The 15,844-nt window shown below is 59.9% G+C and carries 13 protein-coding genes; 7 read left to right on the top strand and 6 right to left on the bottom strand.

Annotation, left to right across the window (positions count from 1 at the left end):
* Positions 1–149: 149 nt before the first annotated feature.
* Complete coding sequence (locus QEZ52_RS07350) at positions 150–581, top strand: DUF1489 family protein (protein ID WP_406649013.1); 432 nt, start codon at positions 150–152, stop codon at positions 579–581.
* 36 nt (positions 582–617) lie between these two features.
* On the opposite strand, the gene QEZ52_RS07345 is transcribed toward QEZ52_RS07350, so the two are convergent.
* The 5 genes from QEZ52_RS07345 to QEZ52_RS07325 form a co-directional block, all read right to left on the bottom strand.
* On the bottom strand, positions 618–1,721 hold the full coding sequence (locus tag QEZ52_RS07345; RefSeq protein WP_406649012.1) for a cystathionine gamma-lyase: 1,104 nt from the start codon (positions 1,719–1,721) through the stop codon (positions 618–620).
* A 357-nt stretch (positions 1,722–2,078) separates the two neighbouring features.
* Positions 2,079–2,768, bottom strand: a complete 690-nt coding sequence (hisG, locus tag QEZ52_RS07340) for an ATP phosphoribosyltransferase (RefSeq protein ID WP_406649009.1) — start codon at positions 2,766–2,768, stop codon at positions 2,079–2,081.
* Positions 2,765–3,853, bottom strand: coding sequence for an ATP phosphoribosyltransferase regulatory subunit (locus tag QEZ52_RS07335; RefSeq protein WP_406649008.1), 1,089 nt, complete (start codon positions 3,851–3,853; stop codon positions 2,765–2,767). Before QEZ52_RS07335 ends, hisG begins: the two co-directional genes overlap by 4 nt.
* A gap of 2 nt (positions 3,854–3,855) precedes the next feature.
* Positions 3,856–5,343: a histidine--tRNA ligase gene (hisS, locus tag QEZ52_RS07330; RefSeq protein WP_406649007.1), complete on the bottom strand. Its 1,488-nt coding sequence runs from the start codon at positions 5,341–5,343 to the stop codon at positions 3,856–3,858.
* A gap of 192 nt (positions 5,344–5,535) precedes the next feature.
* A complete protein-coding gene (locus QEZ52_RS07325) occupies positions 5,536–6,339 on the bottom strand; it encodes a crotonase/enoyl-CoA hydratase family protein (protein ID WP_406649004.1) in 804 nt (267 codons plus the stop codon).
* A gap of 96 nt (positions 6,340–6,435) precedes the next feature.
* Here QEZ52_RS07325 and QEZ52_RS07320 point away from each other — a divergent pair, with 96 nt between their 5' ends.
* Complete coding sequence (locus tag QEZ52_RS07320; protein WP_406649002.1) at positions 6,436–6,630, top strand: SlyX family protein; 195 nt, start codon at positions 6,436–6,438, stop codon at positions 6,628–6,630.
* Here QEZ52_RS07320 and QEZ52_RS07315 read toward each other — a convergent pair whose 3' ends face one another.
* Positions 6,631–8,148 carry a trimethylamine methyltransferase family protein gene (locus tag QEZ52_RS07315; protein WP_406649000.1) on the bottom strand — a complete coding sequence of 506 codons (1,518 nt, stop codon included), beginning with the start codon at positions 8,146–8,148 and terminating at the stop codon, positions 6,631–6,633.
* 192 nt (positions 8,149–8,340) lie between these two features.
* On the opposite strand from QEZ52_RS07315, the gene QEZ52_RS07310 reads away from it, so the two are divergent.
* The 5 genes from QEZ52_RS07310 to QEZ52_RS07290 all read left to right on the top strand — a co-directional run bounded on the left by QEZ52_RS07310 (position 8,341) and on the right by QEZ52_RS07290 (position 15,841).
* On the top strand, positions 8,341–10,776 hold the full coding sequence (locus QEZ52_RS07310) for an FAD-dependent oxidoreductase (RefSeq protein ID WP_406648998.1): 2,436 nt from the start codon (positions 8,341–8,343) through the stop codon (positions 10,774–10,776).
* A gap of 411 nt (positions 10,777–11,187) precedes the next feature.
* Complete coding sequence (locus tag QEZ52_RS07305) at positions 11,188–12,771, top strand: ABC transporter substrate-binding protein (RefSeq protein WP_406648997.1); 1,584 nt, start codon at positions 11,188–11,190, stop codon at positions 12,769–12,771.
* Positions 12,772–12,837: 66 nt separating this feature from the next.
* Positions 12,838–13,935 (top strand): M24 family metallopeptidase, encoded by a 1,098-nt coding sequence (locus QEZ52_RS07300; RefSeq protein ID WP_406648996.1) that lies wholly within the window; start codon positions 12,838–12,840, stop codon positions 13,933–13,935.
* Complete coding sequence (locus QEZ52_RS07295; protein WP_406648995.1) at positions 13,935–14,942, top strand: ABC transporter permease subunit; 1,008 nt, start codon at positions 13,935–13,937, stop codon at positions 14,940–14,942. The genes QEZ52_RS07300 and QEZ52_RS07295 overlap by 1 nt, the downstream gene beginning before the upstream one ends.
* On the top strand, positions 14,942–15,841 hold the full coding sequence (locus QEZ52_RS07290) for an ABC transporter permease subunit (RefSeq protein WP_406648994.1): 900 nt from the start codon (positions 14,942–14,944) through the stop codon (positions 15,839–15,841). The genes QEZ52_RS07295 and QEZ52_RS07290 overlap by 1 nt, the downstream gene beginning before the upstream one ends.
* Positions 15,842–15,844: the final 3 nt, after the last annotated feature.

The raw sequence follows: 15,844 nt of genomic DNA, 5'->3' as shown, positions 1-15,844 counted from the left end.
GGCTTCGATACTACAGGATTCCAGAAACCCTCAACGCCGAATTCACGGTTTAGAGAGGTTTTTTCCTGAGACACACACAATACCTTGAAGCCCGCGACCAGTAAACTACAATATCATGATGAAGCTCGGGACGACTCTGGGGATGACCTGTGGATAAGCATATCAATCTGATCAAACTGTCCGTTGGCTCGGAGAGCGTCGAATCCCTGATTGACTGGCAAGAGATGCGTCGGGCAGAACTGCCCGATGGGTTGCCGCGCCATGTCACCCGGATGTGGCCCAAGCGCGAAGCCGAAATCCTGAACGGCGGGTCGATCTATTGGGTCATCAAAGGCGTCGTTCAATGCCGTCAACGGGTGCTGCGTCTGGATGAGGTGATCGGCGAAGACGGGATTCGTCGCTGTGCCATCATTCTGGATCCTGAATTGCACCGCACACAGACCGCTCAGAAACGTCCATTTCAGGGCTGGCGCTATCTCAAACCCGAAGACAGCCCGCCAGACCTGCCCATGGGACGACACAGCGAAGACATCCTGCCCCCAGAGCTGAACCGGGCGCTGGCCGAAATCGGGGTCATCTGATCCGGGCACCCGAGGGGGTCGCAAACACCACAGGCGCTATCCCAGCGCAGCGTCCATCGCCGCCCACAGCTCCTCTACGGGTTCGCATCCCACAGACAAGCGTACAAACCCGGGTGCCACGTCATCTCCCCAGCGTGCGCGGCGCTCGGCCGAACTGTGAACCCCGCCAAAGGAAGTTGCCGGCCGCAAGAGCGGGCAGGAATTGATAAAGCTGTCGGCCTTTTCCGCGCTTGCCAATGTCAGCGATATCAGAAACCCGAACCGATGTGTCTGCTGCACCGCCAACATATGAGCCGGATCCCCCTGCAACCCCGGATAGCGAACCTTTTGCACCTCTGGGTGATCGACCAACCGTTCAGCAATGATCTGTGCTGAACTGCACATGCGGTCGAACCTGACGTCCAGCGTTTCAATCCCCCGGTGCAGCAACCAGGCCTCCTGCGGGCCGGGAATACACCCCGAAAACGTGCGCCACTCTTTCACGGCCTCAAGGATTTTTTCGTTCCGCGTCGCCACATGCCCCATCAGGGCATCCGAGTGGCCGCCCATGGATTTGGTATCCGACGACACCACGACGTCAATGCCCAGATCCAACGGTCTCTGCCCCAGCGGGGTCAGCGTGGTATTGTCAGCAATGGTCACCCCACCTGCGGCCCGCACCTGTTTCGCCACATCTGCCAGATCAACCATGTCGAGCCCCGGATTGGACGGGCTTTCCAGAAACACCACGTCAAACCCGTCAAACCCGCCACGATCAAATGCGGTCGTCGGTCGCTCTACGACCTCGACCCCCAGATTGGCCAGAAACCGATCCGACAGGCGGCGGGTGACATAATATCCGTCCGACGGGATCAACAACCGTGCCCCGGCCCGCACCGTGGCAAACAACGCCGCTGCAATCGCTGCCATCCCCGAAGGGAAGCTCAGACAAGGTGCCTGTTCCAGATGCGACAGCACATGTTCCAGCTGTTCCCATGTCGGGTTGTCGACCCGCCCATAAGACCGCTCACCTTGCCAGGTGCCCGGCAGGTGATACATCGAACTTTGGACCAGTGGCAAAGCCACGGGATCGCCTTTTTCAAGCGCATTCCCTCGCAGATGCAACATTTCACCGGCGCGGGGCAACATGGGGTTTGTCATCGTGAGTGTCCTGTCCTTCGAGCCCGCACAGGAGGTATGCGGGCCGGATCATGGATACTGGTCGCTCCGCCCAATGCAAGAGGCTTTGCCCAAAGGTTTGGGACAATACGTGCATGGCAGCGCGTCAGATGCGGCACCACGTTCAACAGTCCCCCCAACAAGGCCCGCACCACCAAATCGGCTGTCCCGCGGTGTTGGTTCTTCTAGTGGGCTTTCATCCGTCCCCTATCGGGTTCACATGTTCCCTGGAACAGTCGTCAAAACCAGAGCGCCGAGACAAGAAACCCAGCCGGAGACACGCCCCGGCTGAGAGCCTTTAGTGATGTGGCCATTGACCAAACAGGGCGGACCGTTTGGTCAGACGAGCCGATCCAGCAACTGGTTCAAGGCCTGCTTGTCATCCTTGTCATAGCGCGCCACACGGCTGCGCCACAAAGTGGCCTGTGATTTCAAAACCAACCCGTCAGACAACAGCTTCAGGTGATTGGCACGCAGGGTTTCACCGGTCGATGTGATATCGGCGACCATTTCAGCGGTTTCGTTCTTGACTGTGCCTTCGGTTGCGCCCTGGCTATCGACCAACTGATAGTCAGCCACGCCTGCGTCATTCAGGAATTCCCGCACCAGGCGGTGGTATTTGGTTGCAATCCTCAGACGGAACCCGTGGGTCTTGCGAAAAACTGCGGCCGCTGCGTCCAGATCATCCAGTGCATCAACGTCGATCCAGAACTGCGGCACCGCCAGAATAAGATCCGCATGGCCAAAACCCAATGCCGCAATCTCTTCGACCTGCTGTTCCCAGCGTGGCAGTTTTTCCTGAACCAGATCGGTGCCCGTCACGCCCAGGTGGATACGCCCTGCGGCCAGTTCACGCGGGATTTCGCCGGCGCTCAGCAGAACCAGATCCACCCCATCAACACCATCTACACGTCCTGCATATTCACGGTCAGATCCCGTCCGTGACAGGGAAATGTCCCGTTTGGCGAACCAGTCGAAAGTCTTCTCCATCAGCCGCCCCTTGGACGGCACGCCCAGCTTGATGGTCATATCCGGGACTCCTCAATCTCAAGGATCAGATCCGGGCGGATCACACCGCCCACGGCCGGAATTTCTGCCCCCTGCCCCAGATGCCAGGTCAACGCATCATACCGACCACCGCTGGCAATCGACGGCAGATCAGGGCGGGTTTCCGCGTAGAACCCAAAGACAAAACCGTCGTAATACTCCATCGACGTACGCCCATAGGAGGCCTCGAAATCGAGATTGTCCACATCGACACCTCGTGCTTTCATCGCGGCGGTACGCGCATCCAATCGGTCCAAAGCCGGGATGATCGCGGGCAGATCAACAGCAATATCACGCATCTGTTCGATGGCATAAGGCACGGTTTCCCGCACCGCCATCAGGGCTTCAAGCGCCAGGATTTCCTTTTCGGCAATCGGTGGTGCGGCGGCGTCAGCGCGCAAGACCTCGATGCGTTCGGCAATTTCGGCGGCGCTGCGCTTGCCGATTGCAACGGCCCCCCGCAACAGATCGCCTTTGGTCGACAACAACGCCTTGCGGCCCTCTGGTATCGGCGCACGCCCGGCATACCGATCCAGCAGCGCCCGGAAACGACGCGGACGCCAGATATGACGCATCAGCGCGGATTTGCGCTTGTCGCTGGTGTTCAGCCCTTCGACAGCAGCCATCAGAATTCCGATGTCCCCGGTCGCAGCACGCAGCGACACCCCACGCAATTGCAAGGCAAACAATGAAAACACTTCGGCATCGGCGGCAGCCGGATCTTCGCGGTCAAACACCTCGTATCCGACTTGGACATATTCGTTGGCACGATCGGGGTCGTGTTCCTGACGCCGGAACACTTCGCCCGAATAGGTATAACGCGCCGGTTCGGCCCCTTCGCTCATATGCATCTGAACCACCGGCACGGTGAAATCGGGGCGCAACATCTGTTCGCCGCGCAATGCGTCGCTGGTCACATAGGCGCGCGCACGGATATCTTCGCCATAAAGGTCCAACAAGGTACCTGCGGGTTGCAACAGCGGCGGGTCCACCACCAACCCGCCGGCCGCTTCGAACCGCACGCGCAACTGTGCCGCGCGGGCGGCGATCTGGGAACGATCTGGCATGATTATCCCTGCCCTTCCAGGATCTCGCGCACCTTGGCGACCAACTGGTCACGCGGCACTTCGAATTGGCTGGGGCGCTCTTTCCACTCTTCCAGGGTCGCGCTCTGCGCGATCTGTGCGCCCAGGATCAGATCCTTGATCTGGATGATGCCGTTGGCTTTTTCATCCCCGCCTTCGATCACGGCCACTGGCGAATTACGTTTGTCCGCGTATTTCAGCTGGTTGCCAAAATTCTTGGGGTTGCCCAGATAGACCTCTGCGCGGATGCCTGCATTGCGCAGCTCGGACACCATGGCCTGATAATCCGCCATCCGGTCGCGATCCATCACGGTGACGACCACCGGCCCCTTGGGTTGGGCAGCAATCCGGCCTTTTTCGCGCAAAGCCGCCAACAGGCGGTCTACGCCGATGGAAACCCCTGTCGCGGGGACTTCCTGTCCGGTGAACCGTTTGACCAGATCGTCATAGCGCCCGCCACCAGACACGGATCCAAATTGACGCTTGCGCCCCTTTTCATCCAGAATATCAAAGGTCAGCTCGGCCTCATAGACCGGTCCAGTGTAATATCCCAGGCCACGCACGACCGACGGGTCGATCTCGATCCGGTCCGATCCATATCCGCCTGCGGCCAACAGCTCACCAATCTGTTCCAGCTCGGCCACGCCTTTGGCACCGATGTCGCTGGACCCGATTGCCGCGCGCAGGTTGGCAATGGTGCCCGCCGCATCTGCCGCCTTGGATGTCAGAAACGCCAACACGGGGGCCGCTTGATCGTCGCTGAGGCCAACACCGTCGATGAACGCGCCAGAGGCATCCAGACGTCCCTTGGTCAGCAATTCGCGCACGCCCTGCTCGCCCACCTTGTCGAACTTGTCGATGGTGCGCAGCACATTGTCGCGTGCGCCCTGATCGTCGCCCAGACCCATCGCCTCGAGTACGCCGTTCAGAACCTTGCGGTTGTTCACGCGCACCAGATAATCGCCGCGCGGAATGCCCACGGTTTCCAGCGTGTCGCTCAGCATCGCACAGATTTCGGCATCTGCCGCCATCGACGCGGTGCCCACGGTGTCGGCGTCGCATTGATAGAACTGGCGATACCTCCCTGGGCCGGGCTTTTCATTGCGCCACACGGGCCCCATTGCAAACCGGCGATAGGGTGTCGGCAGGTCATTGCGGTGCTGCGCATAGACACGGGCCAGAGGCGCGGTCAGATCATAGCGCAGCGCCATCCAATCCCCGCGATCGTTTTCTTCAAACTCCTGCCAGGCAAACACACCCTCGTTCGGGCGATCCACATCGGGCAAGAACTTGCCCAGCGCTTCGACTGTTTCAACCGCCGAAGATTCCAGCGCCTCGAACCCGTAATGATGATAGACACCCGCAATCGCACGCAGCATCTCGGTGCGCTGCGTCACCTCGGCACCAAAATAGTCACGGAACCCCTTGGGCGTCTCGGCCCTGGGGCGGGGGGTCTTCTTGGGTTTGGCCATCTCGGCCTCCTCGCGTCAGTACGGGTTTGTCGTCGCCGCGCGGTCTAGCCCATGCGTGTAACAACAGCAAGGCGCGAGAGCCCAGCTGAGCGGTCCATAACCGCGCGCCCAGCCAGGTCCAGTGCAAAAAATCCCCGCCAGAGGTCTGCGGGTTTTCCCCAGAAAACCGCATCCCGGCGCAGCTTCGTCGCCTCAGATATCGGAAAAACTCCCGGACCGCCCCTTGCCTGCCGCGAACCGCGCCGCGCCCGAACGCCCCTCAGAAACAAAAGCCGTCGCCGACACCCATTCCCGACGCAGGGCGGCAGCCAGCTGTGCCGGGGGCTGGCGTGCGGACAGGTGGTCGGCCCGCATACAGTCCTGTGGGAACCGGGTCAGGTCACGCGCCAGATCCATTGCCACGGACAACGCCTGCCCCGGTGCGCACAACCGATCCGAAAACCCGATCTGATGCGATTCTACGCCGGTGACGGGCCGTCCGGTCAGGATAATGTCATTTGCCCGGCCCTGCCCCAGGATCTGCGGCAATCGCACAGTACCACCGTCCAGCAGCGGCACTCCCCAGCGACGACAGAACACACCGGTCACAGCATCCTCGGCCATGACCCGCATGTCGCACCAGGCCGCCAGTTCCATGCCTCCAGCAACCGCAAACCCTTCGATCGCCCCGATCACCGGTTTGGACAGCATCAACCGGGATGGCCCCATGGGCCCGGGGCGCGGAACATTTATCGGATCATTCCAGGTTTCGGGAATATCCAGGCTGTCAATCCAATCATCCGCGTCGCCGCTGCCTGCTTCCTTCAGGTCAAAGCCCGCGCAGAAATAGCCGCCGGTTCCGGTAAAGATTGCGACCTGCGCATCCGGGTCGGCCTCAAACGCCAGAAACGCATCATAAAGCAACCGCGCCGTGGCTGGGTTCACACAATTGCGCACCTCTGGTCGTTGGATGGTGATGGTGGTGATCCCACCCTGGGTTTCACTGCTGACTGTCATGACAAATTCCTCCCTCACGGCCAAGCCTGCGCAACACGCCATGGACCGGCAAGAGGTTTGCCCCTATGACGTTGCGATCAACGCCATGAGGATTCCATGCAGCATCTCGAAGAGAAAATCGCCCATCTGATCCGCACCGTGGATGATCTGAACGACGTGGTTGCCAAACAGCAGGGCGAAATCGACGTGCTGACGCGCCGGGTTCACATGTTGATGGAACGCGAAGCCATGCGCGAACAGGATGGCGGTGGCGGCGTAGTCATCGGTGACGAACGCCCTCCACACTATTGATCACGGCAGGATCTTGAACCGATCGCGAATGGCCCGATCCTGCGTTTCGCTCAGATAATCGGGCTGATGGACCATCAGGATCTCGCGCGCCTTGTCTTTGGCCACGCTCCAGGCATCGCGCGCGCCTGAGATCGCCCAGCTGCGTGGCTCGTCTCGATCCGCGAGCGGTGGGTAAAAGTAATCCCGCTCCATCGCCTGCAATGTGTGCGCCCCGCCCAGAAAATGCCCCTCGCCCAGAACCGACTGGCAAATGGCGTCAAAACCCAGTGTATCGTCGCTGACCTCGACCCCGCGCAGAACGCGATAAGTATGGGCGTGCATTTCGTCATCCAGAACAAACGCCTCAAAACTGACCCCCAGCAATGCCGCCGTCATGCCTGAGCTTTCGTAGATCAGATTGCCCCCGGCCAGTGCCGCCGCCAGCGAGGTCAGCCCCTTTTCCACGCCATATTGGGCGTCAATCGCCTTGGCGTCGCTCATCGATGCGGCGACACCCGATGGCAGGCCCAACCAGTTGGACAGCTGCGCCGAGGCGGCATTGAGCAGTGCGGTTTCGCCGCCACCACCGGAAAATGCCCCGGTGCGCAGATCGATCACCAACGGCCAGTTGGAAAACACCATCGGATAGCCCGGTTTGATTGCGTGAACCATCACCAGACTGGCCAGCGTTTCCGCCAGCGATTGCGCCAGAAACCCGGCCATGGTCGCGGGTGCTGTCGCCCCCGCCTGGGCCGCGGTGATACAGGACATCGGGATATTGTGGCGGATGCATTCATAAACGACATCCACCGCGTCCTCGCCATAACGCATGGGTGAAATCACCGGGCTGATGTGCGCCTTGAGAAAGGGGCGGCGCGCAAACGCGCCTTCGCCCCCGGCCGCGATATCCAGCATTTTGACAATGGGATCAACGTTTTCGGCAACGGTAAACGACGTCGCCACAGGTTTGGTTGTATTGCGCATCAGCGCATAGGCGGTGTTCACGTCCAGATCCAAAACATCCGGCACATCGGTCGCCACGCAACAGCGGGTGAACCAGGCCACATTGGTCAGCCGATCCTGCAATCGGGTGAAATCATGCAGATCCAACAGGGTTGACGGGCGATACAGCCCGCTATCCAGATCCAAGGTCTGGACCGCCGCGCCACCCGTGCCGAAATACACCTTGTCGCCCCCCACTTCGATGGATCGATCCGGGTCGCGCCCATGCAACACGAATATCTTAGCCGCCGCCGCAATCGCGTCTTCGATCAACGCGCGGGGAAACAGAACCCGCCCGTTGCCCGCATCACTGGCCCCTGCCGCCAACAGATCCCGGTGCAATCGGTCGGGGACTTCGCCCATGCCCAGTTCCGCCAACAGGCGCAGCGCCGTGTCATAAATGCTGTGCAGATCCGTTTCGGACAGCGGGCGATAGGCCCCGCCGGATTGTCCTGGTGGGCAGGGGTTCACCTGCGGCGGTGCTGCGCGCAGTGCCAATCTCTCTTTGCGCCCACCGCGTTTACGTGCTTGCTGCATTGCAACCTCCCCTGCCTTGGGTGCCATAAGGCCGGGGCCAGGATGATTTGGGCAAGTGGCAATCCATAAATCCAAATTTATCGAATTATACTTTCGATTTTTTCATAACTCAGATCAAACCCGTTGACCCGTCCCCGCAAAACCCGTCCTTCCATGGTCCCAGTTACATTCTTGCTCGGAGACATCAGGCACATGAAATCGCGCACCAAAGTAGTGGTCATCGGCGGCGGCATCGCCGGGTGTTCAACGCTCTATCACCTTACGCAAGAGGGATGGACCGATGTGGTTCTGGTCGAACGCAACGAACTGACCAGCGGCACCACATGGCATTCGGCGGCGCAGGTCACGAACTTTGGCATGAACCAGACCATGGTCGGGCTCAAAACCCATTCCATCAACCTCTATCAGGAGCTCGCCAACGACCCCGAATACCCGATCAACTACCACCACGGCGACGGCGGTATCCGCATGGCCAATACCGAAGCGCAGATGCAGGGTTATCGCCATTTCGCCTCGATGGCGCGCGGCATGGATGTGCATTTTGAGGTGATCGACGCCGAAGAATGCGCCCGCCGCCACCCGCTGATCTCGACCGACAATCTGATCGGCGGACTGTGGGATCCGCTGGATGGCGACATTGACCCGGCGCAGCTGTGTCAGGCGCTGGCCCGGCGCGCCCGCAAGGCAGGGGCAGAGGTCTACCGGAATACGCCCGTCACCGGCCTGACCCAGCACAAGGATGACACCTGGACCGTTCACACCGAACATGGCGACATCGACTGTGACATCGTGGTCAACGCCTGCGGCTACCGCGTGAATGAGGTCGGCGCCATGATGGGCGTGCATCACCCGGTCAGTTCGATGGAACACCAGTATTTCCTGACCGAGGAGATCGCGGCGATCAAGGACGCCGGGCACCGGATGCCGCTGATCCGCTGTCCGATCAGCGATTATTATTGCCGGCAGGAGAAGAACGGCCTGCTGGTCGGATTCTACGAACAGGGCTGCAAGACCTGGGGCATGGACGGGATCGACCCGAATTTCGTCAACGCGCTGTGCCCCGATGATCTGGAACGCATCATGGATGTGTTGGACGGCGCATTTGCGCGGATGCCCGCCCTGCAAGAGGTCGGCATTCACACTGTGGTCAACGGTCCGATCACCTATACCATCGACGGCGCACCGCTGGTTGGACCGATTCCGGGCAAACGCAACGCCTTTTGCATTATCGGCCTGCGCGCGGGATTGGGCGAAGGCGGCGGACACGGCTGGCTGCTGGCGCAGCAGATCGTGCATGGCGAGGCCTGCTATGACACCTGGTGCCTGGATCCGCGTCGTTATACCGGCCACACCAATGTGGAACTCTGCGCGCAATACGCCATTCAGGACTATCAGAACGAATTCCGCTTCCACTTCCCCAATGAACACCGCCCCGCTGGACGCTATGCCAAGACCACACCGCTGACCCCGGTGCTGGAGGCCAAAGGCGCTGAATTCACCCCGGTGAATGGCTGGGAACGGGCGGAGTATTTCAAACCCTCTCCCGATTTCCACCCCACGCTGGGTTTCGATTTCGACGAGGCGCACGATCTTGTCGGCGCAGAGGTCAAAGCTGTGCAGGAAACCGTTGGTCTGGCCGAAGTTAACGGCTTTAACAGGTTCGAGATCGCCGGGACGGACCGGCACAGCTTCCTTGACCGGATGTTCTGCGGCACCGTCGCCAAACGCGTGGGCCGGGTGGGCCTCGGTTATCTGTTGAACCATCATGGCATGGTCAAAGGCGAGGCCACAGTCGCCAACCTGCCCGCCACGGATCGAGGCCCCGACCGGGTCTGGTACGGGTCGGCCGCCGCATCTGAATTCCACGACATGGATTGGCTGCAACAGCACCTGCGCGACGATGAGGACGTACAGATCCGCAGTCTCACCAACGACCAGACCATTCTGGTTCTGGCCGGTCCCCGGGCGCGCGATGTGCTCTCCTCCGTGTCCCGGGGCGACTGGTCTGCGGCGGGTTTTCCCTGGTTGAGCGTGCGGGAATGTTTCATCGGCTTTGCGCCTGCCACGGTGATGGCAGTCAGCTTCTCGGGCGAACTGGCCTATGAGATCCACGTGCCCAACGCTTCGCTTTATGCCGCGTACAAGGCGCTGCGTCAGGCGGGTGAGATCCATGGCATGAAGCTGTTCGGTGCCCGCGCGGTGGAGTCGATGCGGATGGAAAAGGGCTTCCTGCATTGGAAGGCCGATCTGATTACCGAATTCGACCCCTTCGAAACCGGGCTGGATCGTTTCGTGAAACTCAACAAGGGGGATTTTGTCGGCCGCGAAGCGTTACTGAAACGGCAGGCGCATGGGCCAAACCGCAAGCTGGTGAGCCTCCAGATAGACAGCACCACCACTCCCGCCCATGGCGGTGCCTCTCTGATGCACGGCGATGAGGTGGTCGGCACTGTGACCTCGGGGGATTGGGGGTATCGGGTTGGGATGAACCTGGCCTATGCCTTTGTCCTGCCGGACCTGGGCAAGGTTGGTCAGACCCTGGATCTGGATCTGTGCGGCACGATTGTTGGTGCGACTGTGATCCCACCCTGCCCCTATGATCCCGACCACACCCGCATGCGCGGCTGAGACAGGACCACACGCCAAATTTCCGCAACCTTGGAACGGTCGATCCAAGGCTGCGGACTTGAACAGCTAGGATACCGGGCCGTTCGACCGGATGACTCGACAGGAGTCTCGTTTAACACGGTGCAAATCTCCTTCCCACAGCGAAACCTGACCTTGCGGCAGCTTCCCCAAGGTTCGCATCGCCCCCGGCTTTTGGAAAAATATTTTCACTTTCAAATCAAAGCCGTGACAGCTTCCCGTTTATGATTTCATTCCCGTAACAAATTCGCATTGACTCCCGATTGGCGTAATTGGATACAATATGAAATATGTCACGGCCCTGACCTGAGGTCGCATTGCGACAAAGAGCCGGGAAACGGGGAGTGTTTCGGGTCGGGGCCGTGATCAAAAAACAATCATTGGGAGAACATCATGAAGTCTCGTTTTTTAGCGGCGACTGCCGCGCTTGGCCTGATGGCGGTGCCGGCATTGTCCAGCACATTGGTTTACTGTTCCGAAGGATCGCCCGAAGGGTTTGACCCGGCGCTGTTCACTGCGGGCACCACTTTCGACGCCTCGGCCCAGCCGATCTATAGCCGTTTGATGGAATTCGAAACCGGCACCACCAACGTCATCCCCGGGCTGGCGGAAAGCGTCGAAGCCAGCGATGATGGCCTGGTCTACACCTTCAAGCTGCGTCAGGGCGTCGCGTTTCATTCCAACGCCGATTTCACCCCGACCCGCGATTTCAACGCCGATGACGTTGTCTTCACATTCGAACGTCAACGTCTGGACGATCACCCGTTCAACAAGGTCAATGGCGGCACCTGGGAATATTTCAACGGCATGGGCATGCCGGACCTGGTAAAGTCGGTTGAAAAGATCGACGATTACACCGTCAAATTCACCCTGAACACACCCGAAGCGCCATTTGTTGCCAATATGGCAATGGATTTTGCATCGGTTCTGTCGGCTGAATACGCCGACGCGATGATGGCCGCTGGGACCCCCGAAAAGCTGAACACAGCCCCCATTGGCACTGGCCCGTTCAAGATGGTCGCCTATCAAAAGGACGCCGTGATCCGCTATCAGGCCAACGAAGGCTATTGGCGCGGCAAGGCGGACGTGGACAACCTGATCTTTGCGATCACTCCGGATGCGTCCGTGCGGTATCAGAAGCTGAAAGCCGGCGAATGCCACATCATGCCGTACCCGAACCCGGCTGATATCGCAGCGATGAAAGAAGACGGCGACATCACCATGATGGAGCAGGAAGGTCTGAACGTCGGCTATCTGGCCTATAACACCACCATGCCCCCCTACGACAACCCAAAGGTGCGCAAGGCGCTGAACATGGCCATCGACAAACAGGCCATCATTGACGTCGTGTTCCAGGGGTCGGGCCAGATCGCCAAAAACCCGATCCCGCCCACCATGTGGAGCTATAGCGACGCCATTCAGGACGACAAATATGATCCGGAAGCGGCCAAGGCCGCGCTGGAAGCCGAAGGCGTGTCCGGTCTGGAGATGAAGATCTGGGCGATGCCGGTTCAGCGTCCCTATAACCCCAATGCGCGTCGTATGGCCGAACTGATGCAGGCCGATTTCGCCAAGGTTGGCGTGAATGTGGAAATCGTTTCCTACGAATGGGGTGAATACCTGGCCCGTTCCAAGGAACTGAACCGCGATGGTGCCGTTCTGCTGGGCTGGACCGGGGACAATGGGGATCCGGACAACTTCCTGGCCGTTCTGCTGGGCTGCGACGGGGTCGAAGCATCGAACCGGGCACAGTGGTGCCACGAGCCGTTTGATGCGTTGATCAAAAAGGCCAAGGTGACCACCGACACCGCCGAACGTACCAAACTGTACGAAGAGGCACAGGCCGTGTTCAAGGATCAGGCCCCCTGGGCGACCATCGCGCATTCGGTTGTCTATATGCCGATGAGCACGAAGGTTTCCGGCTACAAGGTCCACCCGCTGGGCAGCCACATCTTCTACGGCGTTAGCGTCGAATAAGACCAAACATTTGAACCGGGGCTGTCACACACAGCCCCGGTTTCCTCTTTTGTCGGAGACCCCAAAATGACCGATCGCTTGGCCGAATATCGTCAGGTCGCCCGTGACCTGTCGGTGGATGCCGTGGCCCTGGTGCCGGGCCCCAACTTCACCCGCGCCCTTGGCCACAGCTTCATGAGCCACGAACGCCCGTTTCTGGTGGTCATCCCCGCCGATGGCGCCCCGGCGGCCATTGTTCCCAATCTCGAACTCTCCAGCTGGGCCCTTGTGGGACTGGACGGGGCCACATTCGATTGGCGCGACCAGACCGGATACATGGATGCCTTTGCCGCGCTGGCAGCACATATGCCGATGAAGCGACTGGCCGTCGAAGGTCAGGTCATGCGGGTGTTTGTGCATCACGCCCTGGCGCAGGCCTATGGCGACCTGAACATTGTTGATGCCGAACGCGAAATCTCGGCGCTCCGGATGATCAAAACGCCCGATGACATCGCCGCATTGCAGGCCGCAATCGAAATCTCCGAACGCGCTCTGACCCGGGTGCTGGACGGTGTGCGCATCGGGCAGACCGAAAAACAGATCGAAGGCGCGCTGATTGCGGCGCTGTTTGCCGAAGGGGCGGATGATCTGGCCTTTGCCCCCATTGTCGCCGCTGGCGCCAATTCCGCCCTGCCCCATGCCCACGCGCGCGATGACTATCCCGTGCAATCTGGCGACGCGTTGCTGTTTGACTTTGGCGCGCGCAAACACGGGTTTGCCGCCGATATCACCCGCACCGTGTTTGTTGGCGAAGTGTCCGACGAAGGGCGCGCCGTCTATAACACCGTGCTCGCCGCCAATATGAAGGGGCTGGAGGTCACCCGCGACGGTGTCACCGCCCATGACATTGATGACGCGGTGACCGGCGTGCTCGAAGCGTCGCCCTACGCAGACCGGATCCGCACCAAAACCGGGCATGGATTGGGCCGTGATGTACACGAAGCCCCCTATATCATGCGCGGCAACCCGATGGTTCTGCCTGCGGGCACCGTTTATACCAACGAACCGGGGCTCTATGGCGAAGGCAAATTCGGCGTCCGGATCGAAGACGACGTGTTGATCACCGAAGACGGCTGTCGCACCCTCACAACATTCACCAAAGATCTGTTGATCATAGGCCGCTGATGCTACGCTACCTGCTCACCAAACTGGGGACTTTCATTCCGACGTTTATCGGGGTGACGCTGATCTCCTTCATGTTCATCCGGGTGCTGCCCGGGGATCCCATCATTGTCATGGCCGGCGAACGCGGCATGACCGAAGAACGCTATCAGGAGATGGTGGTCAAACTGGGGTTTGATAAACCCGTCTGGCAGCAATACACCGACTATCTGGTTGGCGTGGTTCAGGGCGATCTGGGCGAAAGCTTTGTCACCAAAAAACCGGTCTGGGACGAATTTTTTGCCCTGTTTCCTGCAACGTTCGAGCTGGCCTTCTGCGCCATGATCTTTGCGGTGCTGCTGGGCCTGCCTGCGGGGGTGATTGCCGCCGTCAACCGCGGCAAATTCTTTGACCGGGCGCTGATGTCATCGGCGTTGATCGGGTATTCGATGCCGATCTTCTGGTGGGCTCTGCTGTTGATCATCGTATTTTCCGGCAATCTGGGCTGGACTCCGGTGTCGGGGCGCATTGATCTGCTTTATTGGTTTGACGATGTGACGGGGCTGATGCTGGTCGACAGCCTGCTGTCTGGCCAGGAGGGCGCGTTCAAATCTGCGGTGCGCCACTTGATCCTGCCGACCATCGTCTTGGGCACTATCCCGCTGGCCGTGATTGCCCGCCAAACCCGATCCGCCATGTTGGAGGTATTGGGAGAAGATTATATCCGCACCGCCCGCGCCAAGGGCCTGAGCCCGACACGTATCAACGGTGTACACGCACTGCGCAATGCGCTGATCCCCGTGGTCACCGTGATCGGCCTGTCGGTTGGTACGCTGTTGGCGGGGGCCATCCTGACAGAAACCATCTTTAGCTGGCCTGGGATTGGCAAGTGGATGGTCGACAGCATATCGCGCCGCGACTATCCGGTTGTGCAGGGCGGATTGCTGATGATTGCCGTGATCGTGATGATCGTGAACCTCACCGTTGATCTGCTGTATGGCGTGATCAACCCCAAGATCAGGAAGCGGTAATGGCGGATCAAACCATGACAACCCAAAGCCCCGTCCGCCCCAGCGCTCTGCGCGAATTCTGGTATTACTTCCGCGAAAACCGTGGTGCGGTCATTGGCTTCTACTTCTTTGCCGCTTTTGCCTTTTGCGCGGCGTTTGCGCCGTTCATCGCACCCTATGACCCCACAGAACAGTTCCGCGATCATATCCTGCAACCCCCGGTCTGGAGCGAGGGTGGCAGTTGGGAGTTCATTCTGGGCACCGATCCGTTGGGTCGGGATATGCTGTCGCGCCTGATTGCGGGGTCACGCTATTCGTTCTTTGTCGGCATCGTGGTGGTAACGATCGCGGCGTCGGGCGGGATCCTGATCGGGCTGCTGTCGGGCTTTGCCCCCAAGATGGTCGACAATATCATCATGCGGATCATGGACATCATTCTGGCCTTTCCGTCGCTGTTGCTGGCGCTGGTGCTGGTGGCCATTCTGGGGCCATCATTGACCAATGCGATGATCGCCATCGCCATCGTGTTCCAGCCCCATTACGTGCGCCTGACCCGTGCACAGGTTCTGGCCGAACGGCAAAAGGATTATGTGACATCCGCCCGCGTGGCCGGGGCCGGGTTGTGGCGGCTGATGTTCATCACCGTGCTGCCCAATTGTCTGGCACCGCTGATTGTACAGGGCGCACTGTCGTTTTCGACTGCGATCCTGGATGCTGCTGCGTTGGGGTTCCTGGGAATGGGGGCGCAACCGCCGACCCCGGAATGGGGCACCATGCTGGCCGAGGCCCGCGAATTCATCCTGCGCGCCTGGTGGGTTGTCACCTTTCCCGGTCTGGCCATTCTGGTCACCGTGCTGGCCATCAACCTGATGGGCGACGGGCTGCGGGACGCGCTCGACCCGAAACTCAAGCGGAGCTGATAC

The organism is Aliisedimentitalea scapharcae (assembly GCF_045277565.1).
Taxonomy (GTDB): Bacteria; Pseudomonadota; Alphaproteobacteria; order Rhodobacterales; family Rhodobacteraceae; genus Aliisedimentitalea; species Aliisedimentitalea scapharcae.
Note: the sequence above shows the minus strand (reverse complement) of the source record. Positions and strands in the feature narration are given on the sequence as shown.